Consider the following 18,802-nt stretch of genomic DNA (forward strand, 5'->3'; position numbering starts at 1 on the left):
GTGGCGGCGAGCATCGATACAGCCTAATCGAGGCTGGCGCCGGTGCGTTTGACGATGGGACCGAGGCGCTCGATGTCCATCGCCAGGGTCTTGGCCAGTTCGTTCGGCGTACTGGAGGCGGGCTCGGCGCCGAGCGCGGCAATGAGTTTCTGCAGCTTGTCGGTGGCCAGCACGGCGCGCGCCTCCGTGTTGAGCCGCGCCACGATGTCGGGCGGCGTGCCGGCGGGCGCGAGCAGCCCATGCCATCCCGACGCCACCTCGACGCCCTTGATGCCGTGTGCGGCCAGCACCTTCAGGTCGGGCAGTGCCGGCAGCGGGTTGGGGCCGACCACGGCCAGCGCCTTCAGCTTGCCGGCCTGGATGTGCGACATGGTCGTTGCCGAATCGAACATGAAATCGATCTGGCCGGCCAGCAGGTCATTCACCGCCGGCGCCAGGCCCTTGTAGGGCACGTGGCTGGTTTCGACGCCGGCCGCGGTGTTGAACAGCTCGGTGGCGATGTGGATGAGACTGCCGCTGCCGGCGGAGCCGTAATTCAGCTTGCCCGGGCGTGCCTTGGCGAGCGCGACGAATTCTTCGACCGTGTTCACGTTGAGCTTGGGGTGCACGACCAGGATGAAGTTGGTGCGTGCCGTCATGGTGATCGGCACGAAGCTCTTGATCGGATCGAACGGCAGCTGCTTGTAGAGATGCGGGTTGAGGTTGAGCGTACTGCCGCCGGTGGCGAGCAGGGTGTAGCCATCCGCCGCCGCACGCGCCACCGCGGTCGCGGCGATGTTGCCGTTGGCGCCCGGGCGGTTCTCGACCACGACGGGCTGGCCGATGCGCTGCGCCAGGTCCTCGGCGATCGCGCGCGCGATGGTGTCGATCGAGCCGCCAGCCGAGACGGTGACGAAGATGTGGATCGGCTTATTGGGAAACGGCGCCTGAGCGCGGGCGCGCGTGCCGGCGAGAGCGGGCGGCAGGGCAGCCAGCAGGGGCAGGGAAAGAAGCAGGCGGCGTTTCATGTCATCGGGTTCCATTGATAGAGAGCTGGAATCCTGGGAGCGCGGGCGTCCCGCCCGCATCGGCGCGCCGCGCCGAGACATGAGCGGGCGGGACGCCCGCGCTCCCAGGAAGAGCATCACAGGCGCTGCAGTTGAATGGCAGGGTTGACGAGATCCTCGGGGCGGACCGGCTTGCGGGCCTGCAACAGTTTTCGCGCCGCGCGCAAATCGCGTGGGGCATTGATCGAGACGATCGCGCTGAGATGTCCGTCCTCGAGGTAGAAGCGGCTGAAGCTGCCGGACGCGGGATCGCCACGCACGACCGACTCCGGCCAGTGTGCGGGATATCCCAGCATCTGCAGGTTCATGTCGTACTGGTCCGACCAGAACCACGGCAGCTCGTCGTAACGGACGTCCTGGCCCAGCGCGGTCTTGGCCGCGACGATGGCCTGGTTCTGCGCATTGGCCCACGATTCCAGCCGCACACGGCGATCGAGGCACGCCAATGGCAAGTTGGTGCAGTCGCCGGCAGCGAAGATGGCGGGATCGGTGGTGCGGCCGGCGTCGTCGACCACGATGCCGTTGTCGACCGCAAGACCTGCCGCTGCCGCGAGCTCGGTGTTGGGCACGACGCCGACGCCGACGACGACCTGGTCACCCGCGATGCGATGGCCGTCGGCGAGGACGACGGTGATGCCGCTACCCGACGTCTCGATGGCGCTGACGCCGACGCCCCGTCGCACGGTAACGCCGTGGCGCATGTGCAGCGCGAGCAGGTGCTCCGACACCTCGACCGGCAAGGCGCGCGCACACAGGCGGTCGAGCGCTTCGATCACGGTCACGTCAAGACCGCGCTTGCGCGCGGTGGCCGCGACCTCCAGGCCGATCCAGCCGCCGCCGATCACGATCAGGTGGCGGCCGGCGACGAGCTGGGCCTGCAGCGCGAGCGCGTCATCGATCGTGCGCAGGTAGCGAACGCCGGGTGCGTCGGCGCCGGGCACACCGAGCGTGCGCGCGCGGCTGCCGGTGCAGAGGATCAGCCGGCCGTAGGCGATTGCCTCGCCCGTTTGCAGCGTGATTGTGCGTGCCGCACGGTCGATGGCGGCGACGCGCGCGCCGGGCCGGCAATCGAGATCAAGCTTGGCGAAGTCCTCCGGCTTGAACAGGTGCGTCGCTTCCGGCGCAGCCTCGCCGGCGAGCACGGCCTTGGACAGCGGCGGCCGTTCATGTGGCGGATGTGCTTCGTCACCCAGCAGCACGATGCGGCCGGCAAACCTTTCGCTGCGCAGGGTCTTCGCCGCCCAGCCGCCAGCCTGGCCGGCACCGACGATGACGATCGGTTCGGGAGTGGCGTTGTTCATCACATCCGCTTGGCGCGGCGGGTGGTGCCGTCGATGCCACCGACCACGGCCCATTCGGCGAAAACGTCGGGTCCTTGCTGGAACTCGCGCGGCTGCCAGGCACCGTCAAGTTGGTCCTCGTCGGTGTAGTACTCGGCAAGCCCGCCGGCCGGATTCTTCACGTACCAGAAGTAGGCCGATGAGATCGGATGGCGGCCCGGGCCCATCTCGGTTTCCCAGCCGCAGCGGCTGATATGCAGGCCGCCGCCGAACACCTCGTGGATGTCGCGCACGACGAACGCCACGTGGTTGAGGCCGCGCTTGACGCCTGGCGGCTGCAGCAAGAACAGGTCGTGATGGCCGCCCTCGGCGGCGCAGCGCAGGAACACACCGCGCCCGGGATAGCGGTCCGATACGCAAAAGCCCAGGGTCTCGACGTAGAAGCGCTCGGCGTCGGCGAGTCGGTCAGTGAACAGCACGACGTGACCGACCTCGACCGGCTCGGCACGCTCGTAGAAGGTACTGCGCTGATTGACGCCGCGCCCGGGCTGACCCCAGGCATTGACCGGTACGCCCTGCACCTGCACCGCGCGCTTGCGGGAGACGCGGAACGCGATGCCCAGGCCATTGGGGTCGGTCGTCCGCAGAACATCGCCGGCTGCGCTACCCAGGGCGGCGCTCAGGCGCGTCAGGTCCTCGGCACGCTCGACGCCCCAGACGACCTCGCGCAGGGTCGGCCCACTTTCAATCGCGACCGGCAGCGCAGGGTCGTCAGTGTGCCGCACATGGACTTCGCAGCCGTTGAGCGTCTCGAATTCGAGAACCTCGGGGGCCTCGCGCACCAGGTGCAGGCCCCAGTCGAGGAAGAACCGACGGCAGGTCGCCAGATCGTCGACGCCGTAGGTGATGCGGTCGATGCCCAGGATGCTCATGCCAGCACCTTTTCGGTTGGCGGGCCGGCGAAGGCCTTGGTGAACGGCCCGACGGCGACCATGTCGACTTCGATCAGTACCGGACCGTCCTGCGCCAGCGCCTGTTCAAGGATCGCACCGACGCCGGCGATATCGCGGATGCGGCGGAACGGCAACGCGAGCGACTGGGCCAGCGTTGCGAAATCGGGCGTGTGCAGGTCGGCGTAGCAGCGCCGGCCGCCGTATTGCGCGTCCTGGATGTTGCGGATGACGCCATAGCCGCGGTCGTTCATCAGCACCACGGCGACATTGGCCTTCTCCTGCACCAGGCTCGCCAGCTCGCCGAGATTGACCTGCAGGCCGCCGTCGCCCACCAGGCACAGGGTCCTGCGATCGCCGGCCGCCAGCGCGGCGCCCAGCGCCATCTGGATGCCTTGTCCGATGCCGCCACCCAGCGCGTGCACACCATCGCGCGGACCGGAAAGGCGCAGCGCCCGGTTGCCCCAGGTGCTGTTGGAGATCGTGACGTCGCGCACCCACACGAAGTCGCGCCCGGTAGCCTGCTGCAGGGCGTGGACCAACACGGCGTAGGGGCCGAGCCCGTCGTTCACCAGGGTCTCGGCCGACGCGCGCGCGGCGGCGAGGTCACGCGCGAAGCGGGGATCGACCGTCATGCGGCCATCCAGCCGATCGGCCAGTCCGTTCAGGACGGCGGCGCAGTCGCCAGCGATGAAAACGTCGTCGGCGTAGGCGCGGCCGTGCTGCTGCGGGTCGATGTCGATGCGATAGAGCGGGCGTGGCAGCTTCAGCTTGTACTTCAGTGTCTCGTTGCCGCGCAGCCGCGAGCCCGCCACCAGCAGCGCATCGCAGGTCGCGTAGAAGGTCTCGACCGGGCCGTGCAGGTTGAACGCGCCGAGCGAACGCGGATCATCCTCGGGCACGATGCCGCGGCCTTGCACGCTGGTGACCACACCGAAGCCCAGCGCCATGAGGCGGCGCACCGCGTCGCCGGCGTGGCGGGCCCCGCCGCCCAGCCACAGCAGCGGGCGGCGGGCGCCGGCGAGGCGGTCGGCCAGCGCATCGAGTTCGGCTGCGTTGGGCTGCGGCAGCGCGATCTCTGCCGGCGCCAGCGAGGCCGGCATGTCGACCTCGGCGGCCTGGATGTCGATCGGGATCTCGATGCTCACCGGGCCGCAGGGCGCCGTCAGCGCCACGCGCACCGCCTCGCGCAAGGTACCCAGCGCCGTCTCGGCGCTGTGGACCCGGAACGCGGCCTTGGAGACCGCCCGCAGCATGTCGAGCTGGCGCGGCGCTTCGTGGATGTAGCCAAAGTCGCGATCGAGGTAGGCCGTCTCGATCTGGCCGGTGAGATGCAGCAGCGGTGTGCCGGCGGTGAGCGCCTCGACCATGGCGCCGCAGGCGTTGCCGGCGGCGGTGCCGGTGCTGGTCACGGCCACACCAAGGCCGCCGGACACGCGCGCATGGGCGTCGGCCATGTTCACCGCACCCGGCTCGCTGCGCGCCGGCACGAAGCGGATGGGAGCAGGGAGGCCCTGGGCTTCGGCGGCCGCAGCGCGGCGGCCGAAGGCGTCCAGGATCGGCATGTTGTGGATCGAGATCACGCCGAAGGCGGCGCGCACGCCGCAACGTTCCAGGAACGCTGCGACAAGGTCTCCCACCGTCACGCGACGCGGGCGATCAGACATGGCGGGAATGTCCTCCTGAGACATCGATGAAGGTGCCGGTGGTGTATGAGGCGAGCGGCGAGGCGAGGAACGTGATCGCATTCGCTGCTTCCTCAGGCCGCCCCAGCCGGCCGAGCGGAATGCCCTTGCGGGCGGCGAGTGCGGCCGTCCACGCTTCCCAGCTTTCGCCGGGTGCTGCCTGTGTCTCGAAGCGCCGGCGCCACTGGCCCGACTCGACCAGGCCGATCAGCACGGCATTCACGCGCACGTGCTGCGGCGCCAGCTCGGTGGCGAGCGAGCGCACCAGGTTGAGCACGCCGGCACGCGCCGCCGAGGTGGCGACCATGTGCGGCTCGGGCTGGCGCGCCAGCAGCGAGTTCACGCACACGATGGCGCCGGCGTCGGAGCGCTGCAGCTGCGGCAGGAACGCGCGTGTCGGGCGCACGATGCTGAAGAACTTCAGGTCGAGCTCTTCACGCCAGGCGGCGTCCGTGGTGTCGGCGAAGGTCGACACGCGCCCCTGACCGGCGTTGTTCACCAGAATGTCGGCGGCCCCGAGACGGCGTGCGACAGCGTCGGCCAGGCTTGCGACCGCATCGCCATCGAGCACGTCGCAGCGTTGTGCCAGCAGGCGATCGTTGCCGGCGTCACGGACGAGCGTCGCCGCAGCCGCCTCCAGCCGCGCGCCGTCGCGGCCGCAGATGGCGACGCGTGCACCGGCATTCAGCATCAGGCGCGCGGTGGCGAGCCCGATGCCGGACGAACCGCCGGTGATGACGGCAACCCGGTCCTGCAGGCCGAAGGGCGAGGCGGTGGTCATTGTGGTCGTCCTGAGCGAAGCGAAGGACCTTGCGATGCTTCGATGACACAGGGTTGTGCTGTGGGGCGATGAAGGTTCACCACAGAGGCACAGAGGACACGGAGATCACTGAGGGGAGCTGTCGCTCGCCGCCGGTGCGCCGTCTCATCATCTCTGTGCCCTCTGTGTCCTCCGTGCCTCTGTGGTGAATCTTGTTGCTTTGCGCCAAACACGCTGTCGCTGATGAACATCCCACCGCAGGGTCCTTCGCTGTGCTCAGGACGACAACGTGCGTACATGAACATGCTCTATGCCCGCCGTCTTGGCTTGCGCCTGCGCCAATGTATCGAGTTGGGCTTCGGCCTTCTTCTCCATCACCCGGCGCAGGCGGGCGAGGCCGGTGTCGTGCTGGTAGAGGAACTCGCGCGAACGCGCGTTGGGTGCCATGTTCTCCAGCACCGTGCGGTCCTGTTCGAGCACGGCCCAGTGTAGGCCTTCGAGCTTGGTGCGGTACATGAACTGCCACACATCGCGCACCCAGCCGGTGCACTGGCGCGTGCGCCAGAAGAAGACCGTGCAGTTATCCTCGTCGACCGGCGTCACGAAGCCGGAAATGCCGAAGCTGCCGCCCGGGCCGGCGTTGGCGCGGTAGGGAATCGCCAGCCGCAGCCACATGGCGCCGGTGTCGCCGAACTCGGTCCAGTCGAAGTTGACGTCGCGCTGATTCGTCTTCTCGAAGATCATGCCGGTCGGCGTCTTGCGCATCTGCATGGTGGCCGACTTGTCACCGGCAGCCATCGAGTGTGACACCGCGTGCAGATAGGCGCCGTGCATCGGGTCCATGACGTTGTCGACGGCGTAGCGCCAGTTGCAGTGCCAATGGGCGAAGCACAGGATGGCGCCGTGTTCGTCGCTGATCAGCGCCTCCGGCAGCTGCAGCGGGCAGGGTTCGGGATGCGCGTCATCGCCGAAATAGACGAAGATGCCGCCGCGCACTTCCTGTACCGGATAGCGCTTGACGGCCTGACGGCCTTCCAGTGGGCAGCGATCGACCGCCGGTACCCGGCGCACGGTGCCGGTGCCGTCGACCTCGATGCCGTGGTACCAGCAGGCCAGCCGGTCATCGAGGTTCCAGCCCAGCGACAGCCGCGCGCCGCGATGCGGGCAGCGGTCTTCCAGCGCGTGGATCGCGCCGCCGGCATCGCGCCACAGCACAAGGTTCTCCGACAAGCGGGTGATGCCGACCGGCGTGCCGGCGACGGCCCAGCTTGGCAGCACCGGATACCACTGGTTCAACAGGCCGCGGTTGACGCGCTGTTCGATTGCCTGGGGATCGGCCATGGTCGTGGCTCCTCGCGCTTAGGGTGAGCCGAACGCCAGGCTGCCCAGCTGGCGCAAGGTGTCCTGGAAGTTGGCCTCGGTCCACGTCGCGCCATCGGGCGTGCGCAGGCCCTCGCGGTTGAGCGCCGCGACGATCTCGGGCAGTTCGTAGAGGCGCTGGGCGAAGATCTGCTCCAGCGTATCGGCGAGCGCCTGTTCGTAGGCCGTCGGCAATGCGGGGCGCGTCTGCCACTGGATCAGGTCGCGCTGTGCCGGCCCGTAGATGTGGCCCGAGCCGGCGCCCTGGTCGCGGCGCGGGTTGCGGTAGGGCTCAAGGTAGGGATTGAAATCGGGGATCACCTCCGCCGTATTCGCGGCGGGCAGATGCACCCTCATTGTGCCTCGCTCTGCCATGGCTGCCTCCTGAGATCGATCACGCCGCTTCGGCGGGACGGTAATTGAGCCTGCGGGACAATTCGGCTGCGGCGGCGCACACCTGCACCACCAGCTGCTCGCGCAGCGTCGCGGGTTCCAGGTTCGGACGCTGGGCCGTGACGCTGACCGCCGCGACGATGCGGCCGCTGTGGTCGCGTACCGGTGCCGCCACGGCGCAGATGCCGTGCTCGAAGAACGATTCGCTCACGGCATGGCCGCGCGCATGATCCTCGCGCACCAGGCGTTTCAGCTCAGTGAGCGTGCGCGGCGCGTGCGGCGAGACCTGTGGCAGCGTCGCCTCCGGGTAGAGTGCGCGCAGCGCTGCATCGTCGATGTCACCCAGCAGGATGCGGCCCAGGATGGTGGCATGCGCCGGCATGCGCGTGCCCACCGTGACGCTGCTCACGAAAGTGGAGGTCGGCGAGGCCTTCAGCACCACCACCACCTCACGGCGGTCGCGGATCACCAGTTGTGCCGACAGTTCGGTCGCATCGCGCAGCTGCTCGATCACGGGCCGGCCGAGCTCGGCGATCTCCAGCGAGGCGATATACTCGAAGCCCAGCCGCAGGATCGCCGTGCCGATGCGGTAGGTGTCGCCCTCGCGCTCGAGGAAGCCGAGGGCCTCCAAGGTCTGGGCCAGGCGGAACGCGGTCGAGCGCGGGATCTCGAGCCCGCGCGCCATCTCCGCTGCGGTGAGTCGCCGGCGCGTACGGTCGAACAGCTGCAGCAGCCGCAACCCGCGCTCCAGGCCGGGGACATTGTAGCGTGATGTCGCCTCGCTCATGCAGCGACTCCCTGTGTGCAGCCGGCCGCGAAATCGGTGATCAGCGCGTTCACGGCTTGCGGCGCGTCGAGGTATGAAAGGTGGGCCGCCTCCGGCAGCAGGCGGTAGCGTGCATGTGGGAAGGCGTGCGCGAGGCGCTCGCAACCGGCCGGCGGTGTGACAGTGTCCGCCGAGGCGCCGATCACCAGCACCGGTCCATCGTAACGTGCAGCGTCCTCGACCAGGCGGCCATGCGCCAGCAGGCGGGCAGCCTGCGTGTAGCCGTCGGGGCGCAGCTGCGCGATGCTCCAGGTGGCGAGCGCGCGGGCCTCGGCGGAAGCGGCGGGCGAGAGCATGCCGGCGGAAAGCTCACGCGCCATGCCGTTGGGCCCGAGACGGGCCATGCGATCCAGGCGCGCCGCGAGCTTGGCCTCCCGTTCGGCCGGCTCGGCCAGTCCGTAGCCGCCGGCCGGGTTCAGCAGCATGAGGCCCGCGACGCGGTGCGGCTGGCGTGCCGCGAACGACGTCGCGATCAGGGCACCCAGGGAACTCGCGACCAGCACGGTGCGCTCGATGCCGAGCGCGTCAAGCAGAGCGGCCAGCACATCGGCGTAGTCGGCAGCGACTGGCGACACCGCTGGAAGCAGGTCGGACCCGCCGTAGCCCGGCGCGTCCCACGCGGTGACGCGAAAACGCGGTGCCAGCGCATCGAGCTGCCGGACCCAAGATCCGGATTGGCTGCCGATGCCGTGCAACAGGCAGAGCGCTGGCCCACTGCCTGCCGTGCGGCAGGACACGATGCCACGCGCCGTCTGCTGCCGGACGGCGGGGTAGGGCGCGAGCAGGGTATCGGCGAGGTTGGTCATCATGAGCCTCCTGGGAGCGCGGGCGTCCCGCCCGCATCAAGGCGAAAGCGGCGCTTTCGCCTGACATGAGCGGGCCAGAGGCCCGCGCTCCCGGGGAATCACCGCTTGATCTTCGCCAGCGGATGATCGGGCGGATAGGTTGGCGTGATCGGCCTGGCGGCGCCCAGCATCACGCACATCAGCGCGTCCTCCTCGCCGATGTTGATCTCGCCGCGATAGACGCCCGGCGGGATCGAGATCAGGTCGCGATCGCCGATCACGGTTTCCCAGCGCTCGCCGTCCTTCTCGCAGGTCACCTTCACCGTGCCGCGCAGGACGAAGAAGATCTCCTCGACGTCGGTGTGGATGTGCATCGGGCCTTCGGCGCCGGCCGGCAGCAGCATGGTCGAGAAGGTGAAGTGCTCGGCCGGCACGGTCTTGGTATCGGCCTTCACGCCGGTGCCGCCGGTGCCGACGTAGCGCATCTGGGCGCGGCGATATTTCGGATCGAAGTCGGCCTGGAACTTCAGCGCGTCCCAGTCGTAGCGGCGGGTCTCATGCCGCGCCACGCGCGACTCCATCCACTGCTCGAAGCTGGCACCGTCGGCACGATCCCATGAGCGCGGGGCCTTGGCGTCCTTGATCGGTGTGTCTGGCATGATCGTCTCCTCTCGTCTCTCAATGCATCACGAAGCCGCCATTGACGGCCAGCAGCTGGCCCGTGACGAAACCCGCTGCGTCCGACAGCAGGTAGGTCACGGCACCACAGACATCGTCGGGCACCTGCGTGCGGTTGATCGCGCGGCCCTCGACATAGAGGCGGTGCCGGTCGGCCGGCACGTATTCGGTGGCTTCCACCAGGGTCAGTCCCGGCGCCACGGCGTTCACCGTGATGCCGTCGCTGCCCAACTCGCGTGCCAGCGAGCGGGTCATGGCGATCACGGCACCTTTGCTCGCGACATAGGCCAGCAGCCGCGGCGCGCCCCAAAGGGCGGTGTCGGAGGCGATGTTGACCACGCGGCCGCGACCCGAGGCGCGCAGCGCGGGCAGCGCCGCGCGAGTGGCGAGCCACGTGCCGCGCACGTTGACCGCCATGACGCGGTCCCAGGTCTGGGGATCGAGGTCTGCCATCCCCTTGCCGCCGGAGTTGGTGATGGCGCCGTTGTTGACCAGGCCGTCGAGGCCGCCCAGCGCGGCGTCTGCCGCCGCAACACAGGCCTCGATCGACTCCGGCACGGCGAGATCGACGGGAGCGAACACCGCGCCGATCGCCTCGGCTGTCGCGCGGCCGGCATCCTCCAGGATGTCGGCGATCGCCACGCGCGCGCCGGCGGCAATGGCCGCCTCGGCGAAGGCGCGGCCCAGGCCGCGGGCGCCGCCGGTGATGAGGATGCGTCGGTCGCGCAGCATGGGCATCACACCGAGACGTGCTGTGCTTTGGGCATGTAGTGCAGCACCCGGCGCTCGACCAGCACCACGGCCGCATAGGCGACGATGCCGATCAGGGTCAGCAGGATGATGGTGACGAACACCATCGCCGTGTTGCCCTGGCCCTCGCCGTAGGTGAGCAGATAGCCCAGGCCCAGATTGCCGCCCACCAGCTCGCCCACGACGACGCCGATCACCGCGAGCGTCGCAGCGATGCGCAGGCCGGCGAACAGCGGCGGCAGCGAGGCCGGGTACTCGATCATGCGGAACACCTGCAGGCGACTGGCCGAAAAGGAGCGCGCGAGGTTCACCATATCGGGATCGACCGTGCGCACCGCCGTCAGCACGTTCACCATCACCGGGAAGAACACGATCAGGATGGCGACCAGGATCTTGGGATAGACGGTGTAGCCCAGCCACATCACGAACAGCGGTGCGAAGGCGACCTTGGGCGCGATCTGCAGTGCCAGGATGTAGGGCGACAGCACCAGTTCGGTCTTGGGCGACAGGCCCAGGATGAAGCCGATCACGATGCCCAGCAGACAGCCCAGCGCGAAGCCGGCGATGATCTCCAAGGTCGTGATGCCGGCGTGCCACAGCAGCCGGTCGTTGGCCAGCATGCGCAGGAACTCCGTCCACACCGTCGACGGCGGCGGCAGCACAAACTCGGGAACGCCGGCCATCGCCGGCAGCCATTGCCAGGCAGCGAGGAAGGCGGCCAGCACCGCGAGGCTGGCGATGATCGTGCCGGCGGTGAAGCCCGACGTACCGGCTGGCGCAGGCGCGACCGCGGCAGCTGGTGTCCTGTCGGTGACGGCAGCGTCGCTGCCGGCGTCGGCGACGTGGGCCATGGCTATTGCACGAACTGGTTCGTGAACAGGTCGGCGACCGGCACCGCCTTGGGCACGATGCCTTCCTTGACATAGAACTGCTGCACCGCCGCCAGCCGCTCGGCGTCGATGGTGCCCAGCACGGTCTGGCCCGGATAGACGTAGGTGTTGTAGAGGCGGAACACGGCCTCGATATAGGCTTCCTTGCCCTTGTGCTGCGGCACGGCGCTGATGTAGTCGCGCGCCGCGGCAGCGGGATCCTTCATGATGTCCTGCATGCCCTTGAGCGTGGCGCGCACCAGTTTGCGCACCACGTCGGGACGCTTCTGGATGGTGTCGTCGGCGACCAGGATCGCCTGCGCCATGCTCTTGAAGAAGTCATCCGACGAAAAGATCTTGATCTTGATGCCGGCGTCGGTCACCGAGGCGATCCAGTCGGGCACGGCAGCCATCGCGTCGGCCTTGCCGGCGGCGAACAGCTGCCACACACCGGCGGGACCGGCGGCCTGCGCATCGACATCGTTCTTGCTCAAGCCGGCCGAGGCCAGCATGCCCTGCAGCGCGAAGAACGTGGTGTCCTGGTAGGCCATCGTCGTGATGATGCGGCCCTTGAGGTCCTTGGGCCCGTTGATGCCCTTGCCGTCATGCACCACCAGCTGGGTCAGCGAGCGGCCGCCCAGCACGGCGACGGCCTTGACCGGGATGCCCTGGGCGCGCGCGATGATCGGCGTGTCGCCGATGGCGCCGCCGATCAGGGCGTTGCCGACGCCGACCTGCTTGGCGACATCGACGCCGCCCTTGGCGACGACGAAGTTCACCTTCAGCCCCTCGGCGGCGTAGTAGCCGCGGCCCTGCGCCAGCATCCACGGCCCGAAGGCCGGCAGGAACGCGGCGGCAGGCAGCAGGTAGGTGATTTCCTCGGCCTGTGCGCGCGCAGATCCCGCGATGGCGGTGGCTGCGACGGCGACCGTCGAGGTCATAAAGGCTCGCTTCGTCAACATCGTCGGGTCTCCGGCTGAAACGGCTTGAGCCCACCCGTCATCCCGAGCACAGCGAGGGATCTTTTCGAAACGGCGCACGGTGCGCTCTGACGAAAAGATCCCTCGCTGTGCTCGGGATGACGGCGGGGACTACGCTCGGGGATGACAGGAGGCGTCGCATCGAAGACATACTCAGACCGCACGGGCGTCGGCGGTGTCATAGATGTGCAGCAGCTCCATCAGCCGTGCGGCGTACTCGTGCACGCGCGGCCGGCTGCGGCGCACCATGGGGTTGTCGCGGTCCGGCAGGTCATCCAGGCGGATTTCCTCGATGATCGTGCCCGGACGTTGGCTCATCACCAGAACGCGGTCGGCGAGCGTAATGGACTCGACCAAATCATGCGTGATCAGCAGCGCCGTCTTCTTCTCGGCCGCCAAGGTGCGGGCGAGATCCTGCTGCAGCACCATCTTGGTCTGCGCATCCAGTGCCGAGAACGGCTCGTCCATCAGCAGCACGACCGGATCGACGGCCAAGGTGCGCGCGAGCGCCGCGCGCTGGCGCATGCCGCCCGACAGTTGGTGCGGATAGTGGTTCTCGAAACCGGCGAGATGGCATTTTGCCAGTAACGCCTTGGCGCGCTCACGCCGCTCGCGCGCCGGCATGCCGCGCACTTCGAGCCCGAACTCGGCGTTTTGCTGGATGGTACGCCACGGCAGCAGCAGGTCCTTCTGCAGCATGAACGCCACCTGCGGATTGGGGCCGCTGACCAGCTGGCCGTCGATGCGCACCTCGCCGTCGCTGGGCAGATAAAGGCCCGAGCCCATGTTGAGCAGGGTGGACTTGCCGCAGCCGCTGGGCCCGATCAGCGCCACGATCTCGCCGTCGCCGATCGACACGGACACGTTCTGCACGGCCACCACCGGTTGGGCGCCAGCGCCGCGCGGCGGGAAGCGCTTGGTGACGTTGCGGAATTCGATGCGAAGGTCGGGCATTGTTCCGAACCTCACGCGACGCCGACGAACAGGCGCCCGGATTCGAGCTTCACGTCATAGCGCCGCAGATCGCGATCAGCCGGCTCCTTGGTGCAGCGGCCGGTGGGAATGTGGAACTTGGCGCCGTGCAGCGGGCACTCGATCTCGTCGCCCTCGATGAAGCCTTGCGAGAGCAGGGCGTAGGCGTGAGGACACACATCCTCGAGCGCATAGAATTCGCCATTGAGGCGATAGAGGCCGACATCACGGTCGCCCAGCTTCACCGTGATGGGCATGTCCTCCGCTACGTCCTCAGGCGCTGCTACGTCGTGCCATGTGGTCGTCATCGCGTGTCCGCTCTTGTTTTATTAGTGAAACGCGGTTACCTATATGGATCATCATAGGCAACAGCCACCGCCTGTCAAGCGGGTGTGGCGGACAGGGAAGGCATGGCTCTTCGCCGGCTCCGATCGCGGAGGCGAGTGCACGGCCGCACGAACTCCTTCCGTGGCACTGGAGACAGGCCCCTCATGCCATCGCCGCCTGCTTCAGCACCTCAGTTGCAACCCAACCTCGCCGGTTACGATGGATACTGTTAAAGCCAAGCACCAATCGGGTTGATCGAGGATGTCGCCAGTGGGATGGGAGGCACTCGGGCAGTGGGGTGAAGACGCCGCCCGCATCGAACCGCTCGCTGGCGGCGTTGCCAACGACGTGTGGAGCGTGCGCGTCCACGGGCACCTCGCGGTCGGTCGTATCGGTGCCAGGAGCGACGCTGATCTCGCGTGGGAGACCGAGCTCCTCCAACATCTCGCCCGGGAAGGTCTGACCGTGCCAGTGCCGATCCCGACGATGGATGGCCGGCTGTTCGCGGACGGCCTGGTGGTGATGACATATGTGGAGGGCGGACCGCCCGAGACGGAGGCCGACTGGCGGCGCGCGGCCGACACGCTCCGCCGGCTGCATCGGTTGACGCAGGGCTGGCCGCAGCGCCCGGGTTGGCGATCGTCGACCGACCTCCTGCACGCCGAGACCGGGACGAGGATCGACCTCGGCGCGATGCCGCCGGAGGGCGTTGCTCGATGCCGAGCAGCGTGGGCTCGGCTCATCGGGCGTCGGACATGCGTCGTCCACGGCGACCCCAATCCGCGCAATATCCGGATGACCGCAGATCGGGTCGCGCTGATCGACTGGGACGAGTCGCACGTCGACGCCCCCGACCTTGACCTGGTGCTGCCCCACAACGCCGCCGGCCTCGACGGCGACGCGCATGACATCGCCGCGCAAGCATCGGCCGCATGGGAAGCCGCCGTCTGCTGGAACGACGAGCACGCAATCAAGCGGCTTGCCGAAGTTCGAGCGGTCTGAGCAGCGGCAGCGAATCAAGAGGTCGCATCGAATGCCGGATTCCCCGGCGACGCCGCTTAGCCACCTGACGTGATCTGGGCCGGCTTCGTGATTAGGGGCGTATCCCACCATTCAATCTGCGGTGCCTGTGATGCGGTGCTCCGCGACGCGCCGGCTTGACTTGCCTCACAAGAGAGTTATGCAAGGCGAATGGACGTCGACGACGCGACATTGATCGAAGACCTTGCTCGTCCCTACCGGGCAGGGACGGCGATGCGCGTTTTCATAGGCCGCGGTGCGGCAGCGGTTCCGGTGTTGGTCGAGGGGCTGCAGCATCCGGACGCCGAAGCCCGCTATCAATGCTGTCGTCTGCTTGACCGATTGCTGACCGCAGACGCGATGCAGCCGCTGCTCAAGATGTTGGATGATCCCGATGCGCGGGTGAGGGTTTCGGCTTTGCACAGCCTGAGCTGTGATCGCTGCAAGACAGACGCCTGTCTTCCCACGGACGGTCCTTTGTTGAAGAAGGCCATCCAGCTGCTCGACGCGGACCCTGACGCCCATGTCCGTGCCATGGCGATCGAGGCCGTGGGCCGGTCTGCTCACATCGAACCTGTGGCCGAGGCGGCGATCGTGAGAAGCATGTCGACTGATCCTTCGCCCGCAGTCCGGAAGAAAGCGCGCTGGTATGCGCCAGGTGGAAAAATCCACGAACGGTCAAAAGGCCGACACCATCGACAGGCGTCACGAACAGGCGCCGGAATCGCCCGGCCCTGACTTCATTCCGGCTTGAGTCCGGCCGTGGTGGCGATGGCGGCAAGCCGCTGTCGCTCGGCCGCGATCAGCGCGGCGAAGTCCTGCGGTCCGAGATCGCGTGGATCGGCGCCGAGCTGCGCCAGGCGCTGGCGGAAGTCAGCCGACGTCACCACGCGGCGGATGGCCACGGCCAGGCGATCACGGATCGGATGGGCAAGCCCCTTGGGCGCGGCGATGCCCCACCAGGGAACGTAGGCGACCGACGGCAGGCCGAGCTCCGCCATGCTCGGCACGCCCGGCATCGCCGAGCATCGCGTCTCGCCAGCGACACCCAGCGCGACCAGCGCGCCGCTGGCGATATGCGGCAGCGCGGTCTGCACCGACAGGAATGTCGCCTGCACGCGATTGGCCAGCAGATCGCGCAGCATGTCGGGATCGCCGCGATACATGGCGGCGACGGCCGTCGTGCCGGTAGCCTGCATCAGCAGCGCGAAGTTGATCTGCGAACTGGTGCCTGGTCCTGACAGCGCGTACGTCAGCGCGTGATCGGGTCGCCGCAGCTGAGCGATGAACGCAGCGAGGTCGGTCATGCCCAATGCCGACGGTACGCAAAGCACCGGCGGCGCTTCGGCCACCATGGCGATCGGCTGGAAGTCGGTGTAGGGATCGAAGGGCAGGCTGCGGCGCAGCATCGGCAGCAGCAGGGCGCCCGACGGCAGCATCAGCAGCATGTGGCCGTCGGCCGAGGCGTGCGCGACGGCTTCGGCGGCAATGGCGCCGCCGGCGCCGGCGCGGTTTTCAACCACGATGGGCTGGCCCAGCGTGTCGCCGATTGCCTGCGCCAGCGCGCGTGCGGGAATGTCGGCGGAGCCGCCGGCAGGAAAGCCGACCAGCAGCCGGATGGGCTGATTGGGCCAGTGACCCTGCGCCTGCGCGCTGCGCAACGCTAGCACGGCGAGCGGAGCCCCGACGATGCGGCGGCGGCGCAGATAGCCCAGAGCGGCGTGGGGATGCGGGAGACGAGGCCTGCGCGATGGCACGGCCCGGAGCGGTGTGGCCATGGTCATACCTTCCGTTCGAGTCGGTATGGATATCCGGGATGGTGCCTCGCGCCTGAATGGTTATTGAACTTGCGAGACCTGAGGATGGTACGGAAGCGAGTCCCGGTTGTCCAGCACCGGCCGCCGCCGCGCGCGTCAAAACACTTTCTTGCGCCGCCACTTCGCCGGCCGCTCGCCGGGGAAGGCGAGGCCGCTGGCGTCGACACCGAGGTCGACCAGAGTCTTGGCGACCGCGATGGCGCAGCGATAACCCTCGAGCACCGGCACGTCCCAGCCGATGGTGTTCAGGCGCTTCTGCAGCAGCGGCTGCATCCAGTAGGCCGCCGAGCAGCCCAGCATGATCACGTCGGCGCCGTCGTCCTCGATGGCGGCGACCGCCTCGGTCACGGCAGCACTCAACATCACTGAGGGCTTGCCCGCCAGCGCCCGGTCGCGCTCGGCCTGGATCGGCCGTTCGTCGGGCAGGTGCGGCTTGGGCAGCGGGAAGTTGACGTTGCGGATCGAGGCACACCGCCCGGTCATCCGATACTGCACGACGAGGTGGGCCATCTGCATGTTGTGGGTTTCGGAGACGTCGATGATGCTGAACTTGTCGCCGAGCAGGCCGGCGACATGCATCTGTGCATGGGCGCACGATGTGATGGGGATGCGGTACTGACGACCGATCTCGCGCGCCTCCATGTATGCCGGATCGCCACCACCCAACAGCACGATGGCGTTGTAGCGGCCACCGGCGCAGGCCTCGCGCACCAGCGGCAGGCGATTGGCGCCGACCGAGAGGAACTCCTGCCGGGTCTCGACCGGCCAGTTGCCGTGTGTCGCGCGTGCACCGGGATGCAGATCCCAGTCGACGCCTTCGAGCACCGGCGCCACGTCGGCATGGTTGTAGAGCTGCTCTTCCTTGGGGCCGTCTGTTGGGCGCATCTGGAAGCTGCTGCCCGGCGCCAGGCTGAATGGGTTGATCAGCAGGAAGCGGTAGGGGCTGGGCCGGGCGGTCATGCGGGTCTCCTTGATCGTCTGACGCGACCTTACGCGCGCGGCCACGGATGGCGAGCGGCCTTGACAAGGCACGTCGGAGTCTAAATTCTACCGTCTGGTCGATAAACTGATCGCCAAACGAACGCAGCAAATCACCGGGTGGGAAACGATGAAGCTCTGGGCGCCGGCGCTGGCCGGACTGTTCTCCATTGCCGTGCTGTCCGCGGCGCCCGCCGCGGCCAAGGACTACGGGCCGGGCGTGTCCGACACCGAGATCAAGATCGGCCACACCATGCCCTACAGCGGTCCGGTGTCGGCCTACGGATCGGGCGGACGCGCGATTGCCGGCTACTTCAAGAAGGTCAACAGCGAGGGCGGCATCAACGGCCGGCAGATCAACTTCATCTCGCTGGATGATGCCTACAGCCCGCCCAAGACGGTGGAGCAGACCCGCAAGCTGGTCGAGCAGGACCAGGTGCTGCTGATCTTCGGCACCGTGGGCACGCCCACCAACACCGCGATCCACAAGTACCTCAACACCAAGCAGGTGCCGCACCTGATGATCTCGACCGGCGCGTCGAAGTTCAACGACACCGCCAAGTTCCCGTGGACGACGCCGCTCTATCCTTCCTATCACCTCGAGCAGAAGATCTACGCCGACTACATCCTCAAGCACCGGCCCGACGCCAAGATCGCGGTCATCTATCCCAACGACGACTTCGGCAAGGACCACCTGCACGGCCTGAAGCAGGCGCTGGGCGAGAAGGGCAGGGCGCTGCTGGTGGCCGAGCAGAGCTACGAGACCACCGATCCCACCATCGATTCGCAGATCATCGCGCTCAAGGCCTCGGGCGCCACGGTGTTCGTGAACATCAGCACGCCCAAGTTCGCGGCCCAGGCCATCCGCAAGGCGCGCGACATCGGCTGGGCGCCGCTGCATCTGGTCGTCAACGCCTCGAGCTCGATCAGCTCGGTGCTGGCGCCGGCCGGGCTGGAGAATTCGGTCGGCCTGATCACCGCCGCCTTCATCAAGACGCCCAGCGATCCGGCGTGGGCGCAGGACGAGGACGTCAAGGCCTACGTCGCCTTCATGAAGAAGTGGGATCCGCAGGATTCGCCGGACGATGCCTTCTGCGCCATGGGCTACCTGGCCGGATCGGTGCTGCACCACGTGCTGCAGCGTGCCGGCAATACGCTGACGCGCGACAACGTCATGAAAGTGGCCAAGAGCATCCAGGATCTGCGGCCGCCCATGCTGCTGCCGGGCATCACGCTGCGCACCACGCCACAGGATGTCGCTGCCTACACGACGCTGCGCCTGCAGCGCTTCGATGGCCAGAAATGGGTCCTGATGAACTAGATGAAG

20 protein-coding genes are annotated in these 18,802 nt (G+C 68.0%); 3 read left to right on the forward strand and 17 right to left on the reverse strand.

The window, feature by feature from the left end; genetic code table 11:
• Positions 1 to 23: 23 nt before the first annotated feature.
• The 15 genes from FQU96_RS15755 to FQU96_RS15825 all read right to left on the reverse strand — a co-directional run bounded on the left by FQU96_RS15755 (position 24) and on the right by FQU96_RS15825 (position 13,641).
• Positions 24 to 1,007 carry a tripartite tricarboxylate transporter substrate binding protein gene (locus FQU96_RS15755; RefSeq protein WP_146542259.1) on the reverse strand — a complete coding sequence of 328 codons (984 nt, stop codon included), beginning with the start codon at positions 1,005 to 1,007 and terminating at the stop codon, positions 24 to 26.
• A gap of 116 nt (positions 1,008 to 1,123) precedes the next feature.
• Positions 1,124 to 2,347: an NAD(P)/FAD-dependent oxidoreductase gene (locus FQU96_RS15760; RefSeq protein WP_146542260.1), complete on the reverse strand. Its 1,224-nt coding sequence runs from the start codon at positions 2,345 to 2,347 to the stop codon at positions 1,124 to 1,126.
• Positions 2,347 to 3,258, reverse strand: a complete 912-nt coding sequence (locus FQU96_RS15765; protein ID WP_146542261.1) for a VOC family protein — start codon at positions 3,256 to 3,258, stop codon at positions 2,347 to 2,349. The genes FQU96_RS15760 and FQU96_RS15765 overlap by 1 nt, the downstream gene beginning before the upstream one ends.
• Positions 3,255 to 4,943, reverse strand: a complete 1,689-nt coding sequence (locus FQU96_RS15770; protein ID WP_146542262.1) for a thiamine pyrophosphate-binding protein — start codon at positions 4,941 to 4,943, stop codon at positions 3,255 to 3,257. Before FQU96_RS15770 ends, FQU96_RS15765 begins: the two co-directional genes overlap by 4 nt.
• The gene (locus FQU96_RS15775; RefSeq protein ID WP_146542263.1) at positions 4,936 to 5,742 is read right to left on the reverse strand and encodes an SDR family oxidoreductase; all 807 of its coding nucleotides are present in this window, start codon (positions 5,740 to 5,742) and stop codon (positions 4,936 to 4,938) included. Before FQU96_RS15775 ends, FQU96_RS15770 begins: the two co-directional genes overlap by 8 nt.
• Positions 5,743 to 5,997: 255 nt before the next feature.
• Positions 5,998 to 7,062 (reverse strand): aromatic ring-hydroxylating dioxygenase subunit alpha, encoded by a 1,065-nt coding sequence (locus FQU96_RS15780; RefSeq protein WP_146542264.1) that lies wholly within the window; start codon positions 7,060 to 7,062, stop codon positions 5,998 to 6,000.
• Positions 7,063 to 7,080: 18 nt separating this feature from the next.
• On the reverse strand, positions 7,081 to 7,455 hold the full coding sequence (locus tag FQU96_RS15785) for a recombinase-like helix-turn-helix domain-containing protein (protein ID WP_218574737.1): 375 nt from the start codon (positions 7,453 to 7,455) through the stop codon (positions 7,081 to 7,083).
• A gap of 19 nt (positions 7,456 to 7,474) precedes the next feature.
• Complete coding sequence (locus tag FQU96_RS15790; RefSeq protein WP_146542265.1) at positions 7,475 to 8,260, reverse strand: IclR family transcriptional regulator; 786 nt, start codon at positions 8,258 to 8,260, stop codon at positions 7,475 to 7,477.
• On the reverse strand, positions 8,257 to 9,105 hold the full coding sequence (locus FQU96_RS15795) for an alpha/beta fold hydrolase (RefSeq protein WP_218574738.1): 849 nt from the start codon (positions 9,103 to 9,105) through the stop codon (positions 8,257 to 8,259). The genes FQU96_RS15790 and FQU96_RS15795 overlap by 4 nt, the downstream gene beginning before the upstream one ends.
• A 98-nt stretch (positions 9,106 to 9,203) precedes the next feature.
• Complete coding sequence (locus tag FQU96_RS15800; protein WP_146542267.1) at positions 9,204 to 9,743, reverse strand: cupin domain-containing protein; 540 nt, start codon at positions 9,741 to 9,743, stop codon at positions 9,204 to 9,206.
• Between the two features lie 19 nt (positions 9,744 to 9,762).
• Complete coding sequence (locus tag FQU96_RS15805; protein WP_218574739.1) at positions 9,763 to 10,494, reverse strand: SDR family oxidoreductase; 732 nt, start codon at positions 10,492 to 10,494, stop codon at positions 9,763 to 9,765.
• A gap of 5 nt (positions 10,495 to 10,499) precedes the next feature.
• Positions 10,500 to 11,363 (reverse strand): ABC transporter permease, encoded by an 864-nt coding sequence (locus FQU96_RS15810; RefSeq protein WP_146542269.1) that lies wholly within the window; start codon positions 11,361 to 11,363, stop codon positions 10,500 to 10,502.
• Positions 11,364 to 11,365: 2 nt separating this feature from the next.
• A complete protein-coding gene (locus FQU96_RS15815; protein ID WP_146542270.1) occupies positions 11,366 to 12,343 on the reverse strand; it encodes an ABC transporter substrate-binding protein in 978 nt (325 codons plus the stop codon).
• Positions 12,344 to 12,514: 171 nt separating this feature from the next.
• Complete coding sequence (locus FQU96_RS15820) at positions 12,515 to 13,315, reverse strand: ABC transporter ATP-binding protein (RefSeq protein ID WP_146542271.1); 801 nt, start codon at positions 13,313 to 13,315, stop codon at positions 12,515 to 12,517.
• Positions 13,316 to 13,326: 11 nt separating this feature from the next.
• Positions 13,327 to 13,641: a non-heme iron oxygenase ferredoxin subunit gene (locus tag FQU96_RS15825; protein WP_146542272.1), complete on the reverse strand. Its 315-nt coding sequence runs from the start codon at positions 13,639 to 13,641 to the stop codon at positions 13,327 to 13,329.
• 289 nt (positions 13,642 to 13,930) lie between these two features.
• Between FQU96_RS15825 and FQU96_RS15830 the strand changes: the two genes are divergently transcribed.
• Positions 13,931 to 14,662, forward strand: coding sequence for a phosphotransferase enzyme family protein (locus FQU96_RS15830; protein ID WP_146542273.1), 732 nt, complete (start codon positions 13,931 to 13,933; stop codon positions 14,660 to 14,662).
• A 189-nt stretch (positions 14,663 to 14,851) separates the two neighbouring features.
• A complete protein-coding gene (locus FQU96_RS15835) occupies positions 14,852 to 15,418 on the forward strand; it encodes a HEAT repeat domain-containing protein (RefSeq protein ID WP_146542274.1) in 567 nt (188 codons plus the stop codon).
• A 2-nt stretch (positions 15,419 to 15,420) separates the two neighbouring features.
• On the opposite strand, the gene FQU96_RS15840 is transcribed toward FQU96_RS15835, so the two are convergent.
• Together FQU96_RS15840 and FQU96_RS15845 are read right to left on the reverse strand one after the other, a co-directional pair.
• Positions 15,421 to 16,458 (reverse strand): tripartite tricarboxylate transporter substrate binding protein, encoded by a 1,038-nt coding sequence (locus FQU96_RS15840; protein ID WP_178130532.1) that lies wholly within the window; start codon positions 16,456 to 16,458, stop codon positions 15,421 to 15,423.
• Positions 16,459 to 16,593: 135 nt separating this feature from the next.
• Complete coding sequence (locus FQU96_RS15845) at positions 16,594 to 17,457, reverse strand: aspartate/glutamate racemase family protein (protein WP_146542276.1); 864 nt, start codon at positions 17,455 to 17,457, stop codon at positions 16,594 to 16,596.
• Between the two features lie 148 nt (positions 17,458 to 17,605).
• On the opposite strand from FQU96_RS15845, the gene FQU96_RS15850 reads away from it, so the two are divergent.
• A complete protein-coding gene (locus FQU96_RS15850; protein ID WP_146542277.1) occupies positions 17,606 to 18,796 on the forward strand; it encodes an ABC transporter substrate-binding protein in 1,191 nt (396 codons plus the stop codon).
• Positions 18,797 to 18,802 lie beyond the last annotated feature (6 nt).

It is taken from the genome of Reyranella sp. CPCC 100927, assembly GCF_007859315.1.
Lineage (GTDB): Bacteria > Pseudomonadota > Alphaproteobacteria > Reyranellales > Reyranellaceae > Vineibacter.